General features: G+C 52.6%; 16 protein-coding genes. 6 read left to right on the forward strand and 10 right to left on the reverse strand.

The features are described 5' to 3' along the window. The first annotated feature begins 110 nt into the window (after positions 1–110). Positions 111–2,054 (forward strand): bifunctional 2',3'-cyclic-nucleotide 2'-phosphodiesterase/3'-nucleotidase, encoded by a 1,944-nt coding sequence (locus HV261_RS25325; protein ID WP_202039793.1) that lies wholly within the window; start codon positions 111–113, stop codon positions 2,052–2,054. Between the two features lie 62 nt (positions 2,055–2,116). Here HV261_RS25325 and HV261_RS25330 read toward each other — a convergent pair whose 3' ends face one another. Next, on the reverse strand, positions 2,117–2,497 hold the full coding sequence (locus HV261_RS25330; protein WP_202039819.1) for a winged helix-turn-helix transcriptional regulator: 381 nt from the start codon (positions 2,495–2,497) through the stop codon (positions 2,117–2,119). Between the two features lie 90 nt (positions 2,498–2,587). Between HV261_RS25330 and HV261_RS25335 the strand changes: the two genes are divergently transcribed. The 3 genes from HV261_RS25335 to HV261_RS25345 all read left to right on the forward strand — a co-directional run bounded on the left by HV261_RS25335 (position 2,588) and on the right by HV261_RS25345 (position 5,384). Further along, complete coding sequence (locus tag HV261_RS25335) at positions 2,588–3,436, forward strand: SDR family oxidoreductase (protein ID WP_202039794.1); 849 nt, start codon at positions 2,588–2,590, stop codon at positions 3,434–3,436. 81 nt (positions 3,437–3,517) lie between these two features. Next, positions 3,518–4,342 (forward strand): AraC family transcriptional regulator, encoded by an 825-nt coding sequence (locus HV261_RS25340; RefSeq protein WP_202039795.1) that lies wholly within the window; start codon positions 3,518–3,520, stop codon positions 4,340–4,342. Between the two features lie 76 nt (positions 4,343–4,418). Next, positions 4,419–5,384, forward strand: a complete 966-nt coding sequence (locus tag HV261_RS25345) for a DMT family transporter (RefSeq protein WP_202039820.1) — start codon at positions 4,419–4,421, stop codon at positions 5,382–5,384. Positions 5,385–5,425: 41 nt separating this feature from the next. Here HV261_RS25345 and HV261_RS25350 read toward each other — a convergent pair whose 3' ends face one another. After that, complete coding sequence (locus HV261_RS25350) at positions 5,426–6,997, reverse strand: methyl-accepting chemotaxis protein (protein ID WP_202039796.1); 1,572 nt, start codon at positions 6,995–6,997, stop codon at positions 5,426–5,428. Positions 6,998–7,242: 245 nt separating this feature from the next. On the opposite strand from HV261_RS25350, the gene ytfE reads away from it, so the two are divergent. After that, positions 7,243–7,905, forward strand: a complete 663-nt coding sequence (gene ytfE, locus HV261_RS25355; RefSeq protein ID WP_137383984.1) for an iron-sulfur cluster repair protein YtfE — start codon at positions 7,243–7,245, stop codon at positions 7,903–7,905. Positions 7,906–8,053: 148 nt separating this feature from the next. Here the strand turns inward: ytfE and cycA are convergent, their stop codons facing one another. After that, positions 8,054–9,463, reverse strand: coding sequence for a D-serine/D-alanine/glycine transporter (gene cycA, locus HV261_RS25360; protein WP_137383985.1), 1,410 nt, complete (start codon positions 9,461–9,463; stop codon positions 8,054–8,056). Positions 9,464–9,771: 308 nt separating this feature from the next. After that, positions 9,772–10,392: a peptidylprolyl isomerase gene (gene fklB, locus HV261_RS25365; protein WP_202039821.1), complete on the reverse strand. Its 621-nt coding sequence runs from the start codon at positions 10,390–10,392 to the stop codon at positions 9,772–9,774. Positions 10,393–10,610: 218 nt separating this feature from the next. Here fklB and HV261_RS25370 point away from each other — a divergent pair, with 218 nt between their 5' ends. Then, on the forward strand, positions 10,611–11,261 hold the full coding sequence (locus HV261_RS25370) for a LysM-like peptidoglycan-binding domain-containing protein (protein ID WP_202039797.1): 651 nt from the start codon (positions 10,611–10,613) through the stop codon (positions 11,259–11,261). Positions 11,262–11,349: 88 nt separating this feature from the next. On the opposite strand, the gene HV261_RS25375 is transcribed toward HV261_RS25370, so the two are convergent. From HV261_RS25375 to HV261_RS25400, 6 genes are all read right to left on the reverse strand, one after another. Next, entirely contained in the window at positions 11,350–12,273 is a 924-nt protein-coding gene (locus HV261_RS25375; RefSeq protein ID WP_202039798.1) for a DMT family transporter, read from the reverse strand. Positions 12,274–12,415: 142 nt separating this feature from the next. Next, positions 12,416–12,865, reverse strand: coding sequence for a 50S ribosomal protein L9 (gene rplI / locus HV261_RS25380; RefSeq protein WP_137383988.1), 450 nt, complete (start codon positions 12,863–12,865; stop codon positions 12,416–12,418). 41 nt (positions 12,866–12,906) lie between these two features. Next, positions 12,907–13,134 carry a 30S ribosomal protein S18 gene (gene rpsR, locus HV261_RS25385; protein ID WP_000135199.1) on the reverse strand — a complete coding sequence of 76 codons (228 nt, stop codon included), beginning with the start codon at positions 13,132–13,134 and terminating at the stop codon, positions 12,907–12,909. Between the two features lie 4 nt (positions 13,135–13,138). Next, positions 13,139–13,453 (reverse strand): primosomal replication protein N, encoded by a 315-nt coding sequence (gene priB, locus HV261_RS25390; protein ID WP_006686338.1) that lies wholly within the window; start codon positions 13,451–13,453, stop codon positions 13,139–13,141. A 6-nt stretch (positions 13,454–13,459) separates the two neighbouring features. Next, entirely contained in the window at positions 13,460–13,855 is a 396-nt protein-coding gene (gene rpsF / locus HV261_RS25395) for a 30S ribosomal protein S6 (RefSeq protein ID WP_003025672.1), read from the reverse strand. A gap of 158 nt (positions 13,856–14,013) precedes the next feature. After that, complete coding sequence (locus HV261_RS25400) at positions 14,014–14,778, reverse strand: TSUP family transporter (protein ID WP_202039799.1); 765 nt, start codon at positions 14,776–14,778, stop codon at positions 14,014–14,016. Between the last annotated feature and the right edge of the window lie 269 nt (positions 14,779–15,047).

Consider the following 15,047-nt stretch of genomic DNA (forward strand, 5'->3'; position numbering starts at 1 on the left):
TAGCGTCTGCGGTTTTAAACGCTATATTCATGTCATGATTCACAGTTCTGTAAGCAAGAAGATTTATATACATTTTCTTTTGTGGCTTAGATCTTAAAAGGATGCCCCTGATGATTAAGTTTAGTGCAACGCTTCTCGCCACGCTGATTGCAGCCAGCATGAATGCCGCGACCGTCGATCTGCGAATAATGGAAACCACTGATTTACATAGCAATATGATGGATTTCGATTATTACAAAGATACGGCGACTGAAAAATTCGGCCTGGTGAGGACGGCGAGTCTGATTAATGCGGCACGCAGCGAAGTCAAAAACAGCGTGCTGGTTGATAACGGCGATCTGATTCAGGGCAGCCCGCTCGGGGATTACATGGCGGCCAAAGGGCTGAAAGCGGGTGAAACACATCCGGTATATAAGGCGCTCAACACGCTGGACTACGCGGTCGGCAACCTTGGTAATCATGAATTTAACTACGGCCTCGACTATCTGCACAATGCCCTCGCTGGCGCGAAATTCCCTTACGTTAACGCCAATATCATCGACGTTAAGACCCAAAAGCCGCTGTTTACGCCTTATTTGATCAAAGATACAGAGGTGCTCGACAAAGAAGGGAACAAGCAGACGCTGAAGATTGGCTATATCGGCTTTGTGCCCCCACAGATTATGACCTGGGATAAAGCCAACCTCAGCGGCAAAGTAACGGTGAATGACATCACCGAAACGGCACGTAAATATATTCCGGAAATGCGGGAAAAAGGCGCCGATGTCGTGGTGGTGGTTGCTCACTCCGGGCTTTCTGCCGACCCGTATCAGACCATGGCGGAAAACTCCGTTTATTACCTCAGCGAAGTCCCGGGCGTGGACGCCATTATGTTTGGCCATGCTCATGCCGTCTTCCCGGGGAAAGATTTTGCCAACATCAAAGGAGCAGATATCGCGAAAGGCACGCTCAATGGCGTACCTGCAGTCATGCCGGGTATGTGGGGCGATCATCTGGGCGTGGTCGACCTGGTGCTGAGTAACGATAGCGGTAAATGGCAGGTCACCCAGGCGAAAGCCGAGGCGCGCCCGATTTACGACGCCGCAGCGAAAAAATCTCTGGCGGGCGAGGACCAGAAAATCGTTAAGATCCTGAAAGCCGATCACGACGCCACGCGTGAGTTTGTCAGCAAACCGATCGGTAAATCCGCCGACAACATGTACAGCTATCTGGCGCTGGTACAGGATGACCCCACCGTACAGGTGGTGAACAACGCGCAGAAAGCCTATGTGGAACACTTTATTCAGGGCGATCCGGATCTGGCAAAACTGCCGGTGCTCTCCGCCGCCGCGCCATTTAAGGTCGGAGGACGTAAGAACGATCCGGCAAGCTTTGTGGAAGTCGAAAAAGGTCAGCTCACCTTCCGTAACGCCGCTGATTTGTATCTCTATCCCAACACCCTGGTGGTGGTGAAAGCCAGCGGTAAAGAGGTGAAAGAGTGGCTGGAATGTTCCGCCGGTCAGTTTAATCAGATAGATGTTCACAGCAGCAAGCCGCAGTCGTTGATTAACTGGGATGGGTTCCGTACCTATAACTTTGACGTGATTGACGGCGTGAATTATCAGATTGATGTTTCACAGCCGGCCCGTTACGACGGTGAATGTCAGACCGTTAACCCACAAGCGGAACGTATTAAAAACCTGACCTTTAACGGCAAACCTATCGATCCGAATACCACCTTCCTCGTCGCGACCAACAACTACCGCGCCTACGGCGGTAAATTTGCCGGAACCGGCGAAAGCCACATCGCGTTTGCCTCTCCGGATGAAAACCGCTCGGTGCTGGCGGCCTGGATTGGAGCACAGACGAAGCGTGCTGGTGAAATCCACCCGGCAGCAGATAACAACTGGCGTCTGGCACCGATTAACAGCGATACACCACTGGATATTCGCTTTGAAACATCACCGTCTGATAAAGCCGCAGCGTTTATTAAAGAGAAAGGCCAGTATCCGCTGAAGAAAGTCGCGACCGATGATATCGGTTTCGCCATTTATCAGCTGGATTTAAGTAAGTAACTTTTGTGCCGGATGCGACGCTATAGCGTCTTATCCGGCCGACAAAATACGCCGCCTACCCATCACGCCGCCCGCTCGTCCCGCTGCGCCAAAACCTGCGGTAAATTTATTTCAATCCAGTCCGCCAGCGCGGCGACTTTATCGCTCACCTGCTCACCCAACGGCGTCAGGCTATACTCCACGTGCGGTGGTACTACCGGATACGACACCCGATTGATAAACCCGTCATGCTCTAACGCTTGCAGGGATTGCGCCAGCATCTTTTCACTGACCCCGCCCATCTTACGGCGCAAATCGCTGAAACGGTGCGTACCGTCGCGCAGCGCCACCAGAATCAACACGCCCCAGCGGCTGGTGACGTGTTTTAACACCTCGCGGGAGGGACACTGTTCGGCAAACAAGTTGCCATCGCGTAACTGCTGGGAGAGCGTCGAAACTGTCATTTTCATACTAACCTTTTTGTACGTACTTACTAAAAGTAAGTTTAGGTGTTAGCGTGATTAAACACAAGACCAATACCAAGGAGTCACCCCATGATCGCGATTACCGGCGCCACCGGCCAACTGGGCCAACACGTTATTGAATCTCTGCTGAAAACCGTCCCTGCCAGCCAGATTGTGGCAATTGTGCGTAATCCCGCTAAAGCGACGGCGCTTAGCCAGCAGGGCATTACCGTTCGTCAGGCGGATTACAGTAATGAAGCCGCCTTTACAACTGCCTTACAGGGTATCGACAAGCTACTGCTGATCTCGTCGAGCGAAGTGGGACAACGTGCCCCGCAGCATCGCAACGTGATTAACGCAGCGAAAGCTGCCCACGTAAAATTTATCGCCTACACCAGCCTGCTGCACGCCGACACCTCCCCGCTGGGGCTGGCTGATGAGCATGTGGCAACCGAGAAGATGCTGGCTGAATCCGGTATCGCGTACGCGCTGCTGCGTAACGGCTGGTACACCGAAAACTATCTGGCGAGTGCGCCAGCGGCACTGGAGCACGGCGTGTTTATTGGGGCTGCAGGAGAAGGCAAAATCGCCTCGGCGACCCGCGCCGACTATGCCGCTGCCGCTGCGCGCGTTATCAGCGAAGACGGTCACGCTGGTAAAATCTACGAGCTGGCAGGCGATGAGGGCTGGACGCTGAGCCAACTGGCCGCTGAGCTGGCCAAACAGAGTGGTAAAAAGGTGGTGTATCAGAACCTGAGTGAAGCCGATTTTGCCGCCGCGCTAAAAGGTTTTGGTCTGCCTGCCGGACTGGCGGACATGCTGGCTGACTCTGACGTCGGCGCCGCCAAAGGCGGACTGTTCGACGACAGCCATACCCTGAGCACACTGATCGGCCGCCCAACCACCTCGTTGGCGGACAGCGTCAAAGGTATCGTATAAGTGTTAAAAATCGGTTAATTGTGGTGGCATCCTCACGCATCCTCTCTGATAATGACAGGATGATGCGTGGGGAGAGAAAACGTGCAAGGTGTACCTGAGCAGTTTATTGATGAGAAAGACAGCGCCCGCTTTCGCCATCTGGCGCAGGTGCCAGGCGTTGAACTGTATCATGCGCACATCTCCCGTTATGCGTTTGAGCCGCACACCCATGAGGCTTTCGGCATTGGCGCGATTGAAGCCGGTGCCGAGCGTTTTCGCTATCGCGGCACGCAATACGTAGCGCCTGCCCACTCCGTTGTCACCATGAACCCCGATGAACTGCACACCGGTGAAGCTGAAACCGCCGACGGCTGGCGCTACCGGATGATCTACCTTGAGCCCTCTCTTCTGGAAGAGGTCACCGGCGTTCGTCACTGGTGGTTCCATGACGTTACCCGTCACGATCCGCTGCGTTCGCGTCAGATCTGTTCATTGATCCACGGTTTGTGGAACACCGAAGACCCGCTGGCGCAAAAAGGATTGCTGCTTGACCTGATCGATACATTCCAGCCGCTGGCTCGCCATGCACCGGTATTATCGGAGGGGTCACATCGCTTCGAACGCGTGCGTGAATACCTGCACGATAACTACATGCACCCTGTGACACTCGATGAACTGGCTCGCGTGGCGTCACTCAGTCCCTGGCATTTTCAGCGCCAGTTCAAGTCTCATTTTCACGTCACACCGCATCAGATGCTGATGGCTATCCGCCTGTGGCGAGCCAAAGGTTTTCTTACCTATGGTATGCCTGCCGCAGATGTGGCCGCCGCCACCGGACTGACCGACCAATCGCACCTCACCCGCGCCTTTACCCATCGCTATGGCATTACGCCGGTACGCTATCAGAAGCAGGTTTATTCGCGCTAATGCGCAATCTCATACAATACAGTGATGTTTTCCCTGCCTACACTCAGCGCTATGTTTAATGATGTGGATGTCAAAAATGATTAGCGGTGTGTTGTATGCCCTGCTGGCCGGGCTGATGTGGGGATTAATTTTTGTCGGACCCTTGATCGTGCCGGAATACCCGGCGGTATTACAGTCGATGGGGCGTTATCTGGCGTTGGGGCTGATCGCACTACCGTTGGCCTGGCTGGGTCGCGGACGACTGCGCCAGTTGACGCGTAAAGACTGGATAACGGCGCTGGCGCTAACAATGATGGGGAATTTGATTTATTACGTTTGCCTGGCCAGCGCCATTCAGCGCACCGGCGCCCCCGTTTCAACAATGATTATAGGTACATTACCGGTGGTGATCCCGGTCTTCGCAAACCTGCTTTATAGCCAACGTGACGGCAAATTATCGTGGTGGCGTCTGGCCCCTGCGCTGGTACTGATCGGCATGGGCCTGCTGTGTGTGAATATCTCTGAGCTGAGTCAGGGGTTGCCTGATTTTAGCGGCTGGCGATATGGTTCAGGCATCGCGCTGGCGCTGATCTCCGTGGTGTGCTGGGCCTGGTACGCGCTACGCAATGCCCGCTGGCTGCGGGAAAACCCGGATAAGCATCCAATGATGTGGGCAACGGCTCAGGCGCTGGTGACGCTTCCGGTTTCGCTGCTGGGGTACATCGCAGCCTGCCTGTGGCTGCGTGGACAAACACCGGAATTCTCGCTGCCCTTTGGCCCGCGACCAGACGTGTTTATCGGCCTGATGATCGCCATTGCCGTATTGTGCTCGTGGGTTGGCGCACTGTGCTGGAACGTCGCCAGTCAGAAGTTGCCGACGGTGATCCTCGGACCACTGATTGTCTTTGAAACACTGGCAGGCCTGTTGTACACCTTTATTCTGCGTCAGGAGATGCCGCCATTGCTGACCCTGAGCGGCATCGCACTGTTGGTTGTCGGTGTGGTGGTCGCGGTCAGAGCCAAACCGGAAAAACCGAGCGTCGTCGTGGTTTCACAATCATGATGTTGCCGGACCCGGCCTACCTTGTAGGCCGGATAAGGCGTTTACGCCGCCATCCGGCGCGACACTTTAAACACCGCCACCGTCTGATTCAGTCTGGCCGCCTGCTCTTCGAGCGCGGCAGCTGCAGAGGCAGACTCTTCCACCAGCGAGGCGTTTTGCTGTGTCACACGATCCATTTCGGCAACAGCCTGACCGACCTGATCGATTCCCCGACTCTGCTCATCGGACGCCGACGCAATTTCGCTCATAATATCGGTAACCTGAGTGACGGCGCTGACAATTTCCGCCATCGTCTCACCCGCTTCATGCACCAGTGCCGTACCGGCATTGACCCGATTCCCTGAATCATCAATCAGCGCCTTAATCTCTTTCGCCGCCTGAGCGCTACGCTGCGCCAGCGTGCGCACTTCACCGGCCACCACGGCAAAACCGCGCCCCTGTTCACCCGCACGCGCCGCTTCTACCGCCGCATTCAATGCCAGAATATTCGTCTGGAAAGCAATACCGTCGATAACCGTGGTAATTTGCGCAATTTTGCTGGAACTGGTGGCGATTTCATCCATCGTACGCACCACACCGTCGACCACAGTTCCGCCTTTCTGCGCCGTCTGCGAGGCATTTTTTGCAAGGCTGGTCGCCTGTCGCGCATTGTCCGCATTCTGTTTTACGGTGGCCGTGAGTTGTTCCATACTGGCAGCAGTTTCTTCCAGAGAGGCAGCCTGCTGTTCAGTGCGCGAAGAGAGATCGTTACTGCCTGCGGCAATTTCACCCGCACCGGTATAGATAGTATCCGCACCGTCACGTACCACGCTAACTGTGTTCGCCAGCGCCTGCTGCATATCACGGACGTTCTGGGCCAATAGCGCCATTTCGTTACGTCCATCAGCGGTAATCGTGTGGGTCAGATCACCTGAAGCGATATGGCGAATATGCCCCATCACCTCGTGGAGTGGTTTCAGCAGGACACGCTGCATGGCAATCCAACTGACAATAATGACGGTTAACACAATCAACAATATGGCGGATAACAACCAGATAATTTTCTGGTAGTCATTTTCGTTATCCCGAACGCCCTCATTCGCCAGCGCGGTTTGCGCAGCACGCCATTCCTGATAAACCTCTTGCATGGCCGTCTGCTTTTGCTCGGCATTCTGTTTGAACATCTCTTCCAGTTTGCCTTCAGCCAGCAGCGCGTTCATTTTTGCAAGCGCAGTAGAATAGATACCGTACTGTTCTTCCAGTCGGTCTGCCAGACGTTCATCCAGACCCGGCGTTTCCGGCAGCGCGTAGTATTTATCGTAATGCTCTTTTGCGTCTGCCAGCAGGCGATTCGCCGTGTTCACTAACTCCGTCAACTGTCCGCCATTAATTTCGCTCGCCATCGTCCCTTGCAGACGCAGCATGCCCCGGTTTAGCGTGACGCGAGCCTGGTTCAGGCTAATCCATGCATCGGTAAACTCCGCCACGTTCTGGCTGGAAAGTTGAGAAACGTTAAAGTTATCCTTGTCGTTTTTAAGTGCGCCAATAAAAACGCCTGCGGAAATGAGCTGCATCGCGCCCAGGGCGAGTAACACGGTGATAAGTAAGGTTATCACTTTGATTCGTTTGAACATCTGTTGCCTTTTAGTTATGCAGGTATTGTCTGAGGTCTAACTATCGGCAGCAGCGTCGGCTTATTTAATCTTGCGGCGTAGCTTTTTTCACCGCGTTGTCCCTTTTCAATAAGATTCAGCATGTTAACGAGATAAGAAATTTTCGTGACAATCATCACAAAATCCTCTGCCCCGAAAGGGTTATATCCTTCCTCATAAGTTGTATTTAAAATACATCTTATATTATTGAGAATGAGGTAACGGCTATGTCTTATCGCGATCAACCTTTAGGTGAACTGGCGCTCTCTATTCCTCGCGCGTCGGCACTGTTTCGTAAATACGATATGGATTACTGCTGCGGCGGTAAGCAAACGCTGGCACGCGCTGCCGCACGTAAAGAGCTGGATGTGGAAGCTATCGAAGCGCAGCTCGCTCAGTTGGCTGAGCAGCCGCTGGAAAAAGACTGGCGCACCGTGGCACTGGCAGAAATCATCGACCATATCGTCATTCGTTATCATGACCGCCACCGCGAACAGCTGCCGGAGCTGATCCTGCAAGCCACTAAAGTTGAACGTGTTCATGCCGACAAGCCGAGCGTACCGCGTGGTCTGGCGAAGAACCTGACGATGCTGCATGAAGAGCTGTCCAGCCACATGATGAAAGAAGAGCAAATCCTGTTCCCAATGATCAAACAGGGAATGGGGAGCCAGGCGATGGGACCAATCAGCGTGATGGAAAGCGAACATGACGAGGCCGGCGAACTGGTAGAAGTGATCAAGCACATCACCAACAACGTAACGCCGCCGCCAGAAGCCTGCACCACCTGGAAAGCAATGTATAACGGCATTAACGAGATGATCGACGATCTGATGGAACACATCAGTCTGGAAAACAATGTGTTGTTCCCGCGTGCGTTAGCCGGGGAGTAACCTTTTGCCCGGTGGCGGCTTCGCCTTACCGGGCCTACAACGACCTTGAACGTAGGCCTGATAAGCGCAGCGCATCAGGCAATCCCGACGGCATATTGCCGGATGCGGCGTAAACGCCTTATCCGGCCTACATCTCACTGCTTAGCGATTAACGCGTACCTGCCATACGTTTCTTACCGATAAACAACCAGCCCAGACCCAGAGCGATAAACCACAGCGGCGTGACGATCAGCGCCTGACGGGTATCCTCTTCCAGCGTCAGCAGCACCAGTACGAAGACGAAGAACGCCATACATACCCAGCACATCAGCTTGCCTAACGGCATCTTGTAGATCGATTTCTCATGCAGGTGTGGACGCTGTTTGCGATACACCAGATAAGAGCAAAGAATGATAGTCCAGACAAACATAAACAGGATTGCCGACACGGTGGTGATCATGGTGAACGCACCGATTACGCTCGGATTCACATAGAGCATTACCACGCCGCCCAACAGGCAGATACAGGAGAAGGTCAAGCCTTTCGCCGGCACCGCACGTTTAGACAGCTTAGCAAACGCTTTTGGCGCAACGCCTTCCTGAGCCAGACCAAACAGCATACGGCTGGTAGAGAACACGCCGCTGTTTGCGGAAGAGGCCGCTGATGTCAGCACCACAAAGTTAATCAGGCTCGCTGCCGCTGGCAGACCTACCAGCACAAACAGCTCAACGAATGGGCTCTTGGTAGGAACCACCGAGCTCCACGGCGTCACGGACATAATCACGATCAGCGCGAAAACGTAGAACATGATGATACGGATTGGAATCGAGTTAATCGCGCGCGGCAGAGACTTTTCCGGATCTTTAGTTTCAGCAGCCGTCGTCCCCACCAGTTCAATACCGACAAACGCGAAGACCGCTATCTGGAAGCCCGCAAAGAAGCCACTCAGACCTTTCGGGAACCAGCCACCGTCATTCCACAGATGAGTGAACGAGGCCTGAACGCCGGTTGGCGACTGGAAGTGCGTCAGTACCATCACCAGACCGACGACAATCAGGCCGACAATGGCGACGATTTTGATCATCGCAAACCAGAACTCCATCTCACCAAACATTTTGACCGTGGCGAGGTTAAGAGCCAGCAACAGAATGATCACCGCCAGCGATGCCACCCAGTCTGACAGCCCGGGGAACCAGAATTGCGCATACGCCGTAATCGCAACGACGTCTGCCATCCCGGTAACCACCCAGCAGAACCAATAGGTCCAGCCGGTAAAATACCCGGCCCATGGCCCGAGCAGGTCGGAGGCGAAATCACTAAAGGATTTGTATTCGAGATTCGAGAGCAGCAATTCTCCCATTGCCCGCATCACGAAAAACAGCATAAAACCGATGATCATATAGACAAAAATGATCGACGGCCCGGCGAGGCTGATGGTTTTCCCAGAGCCCATAAACAGGCCGGTACCAATAGCGCCACCAATGGCAATAAGTTGAATATGACGGTTTGTGAGATTGCGCCGTAGCGACTGTTCAGACGAAGCCTCTTCAACGGCGTCGACTTTTACCTGATCTACCATGTTTTTTCTTCCTGTACCTGTCTGTGTTGTTCAGGCTCTACGGCCTTTAGTGTGTCTATGATACGACGATCCTGTTGGCAGGACTCATCGATATTAGGTAAGAATCGGCGGGATGAATACTAAGATTTAGATATAATGTTAATTTTATGTTTAAAGTGAGTGTCATATCACTCTGATAGCGAGAATCAGTTCACAAAAATACACGCAATAACATCATTTGCAAGATAAAATATCGATATCGGCATAACAATAGCTTTTCACGCTATTTTGTTGCTCCCCCCAGCGTCGGGGGGAACAGAAGTTACTGCTTACACGATTTCAAGCAGCTCAACTTCAAATACCAGCGTACTAAACGGAGGAATGGACGCGCCAGCGCCACGCTCACCGTAAGCCAGTTCCTGAGGAATAGTCAGTTCCCATTTGGAACCTACCGGCATCAGGGTCAGTGCTTCAATCCAGCCTGGGATCACGCCGTTAACCGGGAATTCAGCCGGTTCGCCACGCGCAACAGAGCTGTCAAACACGGTACCGTCGATCAGTTTACCGGTATAATGCACGCGTACGTGGTCGGTACGCGCCGGGATAGAACCTTCACCCTGAGTCAACACACGGAACTGCAGACCGGATTCAGTGCTATTCACACCTTCTTTCTCACGGTTTTCTTCCAGATATTTGACGCCATCAGCCGCCATAGCCTGGAAACGCTCGCGACGTACTGCATCAGCGCGTTCGTGAATTTCACGCAGCGCACGGTGCACAACATCAACAGGCACTGCCGGGTGTTTTCCTTCCAGCGCATCAGCGATACCCGCTACCAGCGCTTCAGGCAACAGCCCTTCCAGACCGGATTCGCTCAGCTGCTGTCCTACCTGCAAACCAATGCCGTAGCTTGCTTGCGCTTCGATAGTGTCAAAAGTCGGGGTAGCCATCATATTTCCTTTCATCGGATGTAAAGTAGCGGGCAGCATATCAGCCATGCCGCATCCGGTAAAACTTTGTCTCGGGAACAGATGACAAATCGCGAGGAAAAAGAAACAATGCTATTGCCCGTATCAATGTCACGAAAGCGGGTACCTGAACAAGTATCATAGAGTTAGCGATCTATACTCTATGACAGAGGAACGAGACGCGGAGCAGGAGGAAAGCCATGCCCGGGCGCTTTGAATTAAAACCAACCCTGGCGAAAATCTGGCATGCACCGGACAATTTTCGCATTATGGACCCGCTACCGCCTATGCATCGCCGTGGCATTATTGCTGCTGCCATCGTGCTGGTGATAGGTTTCCTGCTCCCTTCCAATGACACCAACGATACCCCGGTGGTCACGCGTAATGCACAGCTGGATTTGCAGTCGCAGTCCCAGCCGCCAACTGAAGCGCAGCTTCAGGCACAGTTGGTCGCACCACAAAATGATCCCGGCCAGGTCGCTCCCGTTGCGCCGGAACCCATCCAGGAAGGCGATCCCGATACACAGCCACAGAGCCAGCAATCACAGCCTCAGACGCAGCCCTTTCAGCAGAATAGTGGTATTGAGCAGCAGTGGCGTACCTACCGCGTAGACTCAGGGAAAACGCTGGCGCAGGTCTTCCGGGACCATAACCTTCCGCCAACGGATGTGTACGCAATGGCACAAGTGGAAGGCGCCGGGAAGCCGCTGAGCAATTTGAAAGACGGCCAGATGATCCAAATCAGGCAGAATGCTAATGGGGTGGTGACCGGGTTAACCATTGATAGCGGAAATGGTCAGCAGGTGTTGTTTACCCGCCAGCCTAACGGCAGCTTTATTCGCGCACGCTAAATGAACTGATTGCCGGGTGGCGGCTTCGCCTTACCCGGCCTACGGCCCCCGCGATTGTAGGCCTGATAAGCGGTAGCGCCATCAGGCGTTACCGCTTCACCTTATTCACCCACCAAATCCCCGAACAGACCAGCACCAGCGCCACCGCATATTTCCATTCGAGAATGTTCTCACCGAGGAAAATTGACGACAGCACCGCCCCTGAAACCGGGATCAGGAAGTTAAACGGCGCGATCATTCCCACGCGGTTGTACTTGAGCAAAATGCTCCACAAAGCGAAGGCCACCGATGAAAGCAACGTCAGGTAACCCAGAATAGCCACTGAAGCAGAGCCGTGTACGGTCAGCGTCCCGCCAAAAGCATAACCGCCGATAACCAACGCCAGACCGCCCATCCCCAATTGGTAACCTGTCATGACCGTTGGGTCTACCGTCTGAGAAATGCGTTTACCGTATAGCGTGGCCGCAGAGAGAATAAAGGCCGCCATCACGACTGAACCGTCCCCTAACAGGCTGAAACTAAAATCCATTCCGCTGTTAAAGTTCACCACCATCACGCCGGTAAAACCCAGAATACAACCCAGTGCTTTGTTGTAGCTTAGTTTGTCGTTTTGATAGATAAAATGGGCCAACAGCACGCTAAAGAATGTACCGGTAGCGTTCATGATTGACCCCTTTACACCCGTCGTGAATGCCAGACCGATATAAAAGAAAATGTATTGTAGCGAGGTTTGCGTCAGCCCAAGCAGCGTAAGCTGGCCAAACTGGCGCGGGCTTAACCTGCCAATCGGTTTACGCTGCACCATCGCCAGCAGCAACAACAATAATCCCGCGAACAGGAAACGATATCCGGCAAAGACAATTTTTGACGGAATGTCATCCGTGGCAATCTGGAAGATCTCATATCCACTTTTGATCGCCGGATAAGCACTCCCCCACAACAGGCAACAGAAGGCTGCGCCCAGGTAGACAACATTTTTACGCGCGAACAGAGGTTGGTGCGTTGGTTCCATTCCATCACCACTTTGAAATAATGTTTTATTTTTATGATTATCCCGAAAAGGACAAAGAATAGCCAGAGCGAAAAACAGGAGGGTAGAAAAGCAAAACGCCGGCACAGGGCCGGCGCTTTTACGCGGTCATCAGAATAAAAACTTATTCTGCAACTACGTTTACAGTCAGCTTAGCAAACACTTCGCTGTGAACCTGGAAGCTCACTTCGTGCTCGCCAGTGGTACGCAGAACGCCGTTCGGCAGACGAACTTCGCTCTTAGCAACGTCAACGCCAGCTGCAGTTACAGCGTCAGCGATGTCGCGAGTACCGATGGAACCGAACAGTTTACCTTCGTCGCCTGCTTTAGACGCGATGGTAACGGTTTCCAGTGCATTGATTTTCTCAGCACGAGCTTCAGCAGCGGCCAGAACGTCAGCCAGTTTGGCTTCCAGTTCAGCGCGACGCGCTTCGAAAAATTCAACGTTTTTCTTGGTAGCAGGAACAGCTTTACCCTGTGGTACCAGGAAGTTACGAGCATAGCCCGCTTTAACGTTAACCTGATCACCCAGGCTACCCAGGTTTGCTACTTTATCAAGCAGAATAACTTGCATTACCTTATCCTCTCAAAGTCGTATTAATGGACCGTGACCGATTACTGATGACGATCAGTGTACGGCAGCAGGGACAGGTAGCGAGCGCGTTTGATAGCGCGAGCCAGCTGACGCTGGTATTTTGCACGGGTACCGGTGATACGGCTTGGGACAATCTTACCGCTTTCGGTGATGTAGTTTTTCAGCGTAGCGATATCTTTATAGTCGATCTCTTGAACGCCTTCCGCGGTGAAACGGCAGAACTTGCGACGACGGAAATAACGTGCCATATGGCTAGTCTCCAGAATCTATCAATTCAATCTGCTCGGCATGCAGAACCATTTTGCTCAGGCCGTTCTTTGCCTTGTGGCAAGAGATGAACCCCTGAACGGTCACTGCGCTACCGACCGTTATACTGTGAGTAATGGCCTGGTTTTCGTGTCCGCTAACAATAACGGGCATTTGGCACCACGCCTGCCGGTGAAACCCGGCTTCCTCCTGCACAGAACGATGCTCAAGCACGAACTGGCAATGAGGAATTCCTGATGGACTGACCTTTCGAAGGGGAGCCCTGCACACGGTGCCGGACAGCGCCAGACGGTTGGTCATCAGAAATTACTCTTCAGAATCCCCAGCTTCAGCATCATCTGCGGTTTCGTTAGCGAAATCATCGCGACGTTCACGACGCTCGTCTTTCGCTTTAACCATCGGAGATGCTTCGGTAACAGCGTGTTTAGTACGCATAACCATGCTGCGGATAACGGCATCGTTGAAGCGGAAGGTAGTTTCCAGCTCATCGATCACTTCCTGCGGCGCTTCAACGTTCATCAGAACGTAGTGAGCTTTGTGCAGTTTGTTGATCGGGTAAGCCAGCTGACGGCGGCCCCAGTCTTCCAGACGGTGGATCGTGCCTTCTGCACCAGTGATGGCAGCAGTGTAGCGTTCGATCATACCCGGAACCTGTTCGCTCTGGTCAGGATGGACCATAAAAACGATTTCGTAATGACGCATCGAATTGCTCCTTACGGATTATTCAGCCTCCTGTCTGGGTCAGCCGAGGCCCATGGAGGCAAGGAACGTGTTAAAGGTCGGCTGAAAAATGACGCGTCATAATACTGGGGTCAGCAGGTAAACTCAAGGTGCTTGTACGATTATTTATCATGTCGCCATTAATACATATCCAGCAGCATTTTGACGCTGATGCAAATGGAGACAATCACAATCATGGGTCGGATAACTTTCTTACCGCGCGTCAGTACGACAGTCGCGCCAAGACGTGCGCCGAGGGACTGCCCGGCAAACATCACCAGCCCCAGCGACCAGATCATTTTACCGCCGAAAATGAAGAACAAAATCGAGGCGATGTTCGACGCCAGGTTAATAAAATTCGAGTGGATTTGCGCTTTATCGATACTGTATCCCCGCAGCAGGATATAGCTGAGCGTATAAAAGGAGCCGGCCCCAGCGCCGAGAAATCCATCATAAAAACCAATGCAACCACCGCCGATCAACGAAAAGAGAAACAGGGAGACTTTTTGCTTTCTCTTCGGTTCGCTGAGATTAGGCGCAAAAATAAAGTAGATAGCGACGGCAATAATCAGTACCGGCAGCAGTTTTTTCAGCAGTTCTGGTTCAATGAACTGAATAAGCGTCGTACCTAATGCCGAACCAATAAAAGCAGATAAGAACACGTACTTATGTTCCTGTACGTTGATGTGTCCCCGGCGTAAAAAGTAAATCCCAGAGGTCAGCGAACTGCCCAACGCCTGAATCTTATTGGTTGCCAGCGCGTTAGCCGGGGGTAAACCGGAAATCAGTAATGCGCCAATAGAAAGAAACCCGCCGCCGCCTGACACCACGTTAATAAAGCCAGCCACCAGCGCGACCATAAACATAATCACAAAGTAGCTGAAATCCATGAATGAAGTATCCATAAGTTTTTGCCTTATAATCATAAAGTTATGTTGATTATTCGGCCCACTATAAACGGCGTACTCCTCGGGTTAAATTGACAATTTGGTAAGAGTTTATGCCTGGGAAACAGGTATTTTTTTTATCGCAGCGAGAGATATCAGCTGACTGTTAATTAAAGGAAAGATGGCAATGCGGTAATTTTTTGAACAACTGCATCAGAAATGGTCGCTATCGACTACGTTGGTTACGGTTAAAATTACATCAGAAGCTAACGACTCACAGGAGACAA

Origin of the sequence: Citrobacter sp. RHBSTW-00671, assembly GCF_014103415.1 — a bacterium.
Classification (GTDB): Bacteria; Pseudomonadota; Gammaproteobacteria; order Enterobacterales; family Enterobacteriaceae; genus Citrobacter.

Bases quoted from the DNA above. Each gene is read 5' to 3' on its own strand.
- HV261_RS25325 (WP_202039793.1), top strand. From the start codon at position 111: ATGATTAAGTTTAGTGCAACGCTTCTCGCCACGCTGATTGCAGCCAGC.
- HV261_RS25330 (WP_202039819.1), bottom strand. From the start codon at position 2,497: ATGACAGTTTCGACGCTCTCCCAGCAGTTACGCGATGGCAACTTGTTT.
- HV261_RS25335 (WP_202039794.1), top strand. From the start codon at position 2,588: ATGATCGCGATTACCGGCGCCACCGGCCAACTGGGCCAACACGTTATT.
- HV261_RS25345 (WP_202039820.1), top strand. From the start codon at position 4,419: ATGATTAGCGGTGTGTTGTATGCCCTGCTGGCCGGGCTGATGTGGGGA.
- HV261_RS25350 (WP_202039796.1), bottom strand. From the start codon at position 6,997: ATGTTCAAACGAATCAAAGTGATAACCTTACTTATCACCGTGTTACTC.
- ytfE (WP_137383984.1), top strand. From the start codon at position 7,243: ATGTCTTATCGCGATCAACCTTTAGGTGAACTGGCGCTCTCTATTCCT.
- cycA (WP_137383985.1), bottom strand. From the start codon at position 9,463: ATGGTAGATCAGGTAAAAGTCGACGCCGTTGAAGAGGCTTCGTCTGAA.
- fklB (WP_202039821.1), bottom strand. From the start codon at position 10,392: ATGGCTACCCCGACTTTTGACACTATCGAAGCGCAAGCAAGCTACGGC.
- HV261_RS25370 (WP_202039797.1), top strand. From the start codon at position 10,611: ATGCCCGGGCGCTTTGAATTAAAACCAACCCTGGCGAAAATCTGGCAT.
- HV261_RS25375 (WP_202039798.1), bottom strand. From the start codon at position 12,273: ATGGAACCAACGCACCAACCTCTGTTCGCGCGTAAAAATGTTGTCTAC.
- rplI (WP_137383988.1), bottom strand. From the start codon at position 12,865: ATGCAAGTTATTCTGCTTGATAAAGTAGCAAACCTGGGTAGCCTGGGT.
- rpsR (WP_000135199.1), bottom strand. From the start codon at position 13,134: ATGGCACGTTATTTCCGTCGTCGCAAGTTCTGCCGTTTCACCGCGGAA.
- priB (WP_006686338.1), bottom strand. From the start codon at position 13,453: ATGACCAACCGTCTGGCGCTGTCCGGCACCGTGTGCAGGGCTCCCCTT.
- rpsF (WP_003025672.1), bottom strand. From the start codon at position 13,855: ATGCGTCATTACGAAATCGTTTTTATGGTCCATCCTGACCAGAGCGAA.
- HV261_RS25400 (WP_202039799.1), bottom strand. From the start codon at position 14,778: ATGGATACTTCATTCATGGATTTCAGCTACTTTGTGATTATGTTTATG.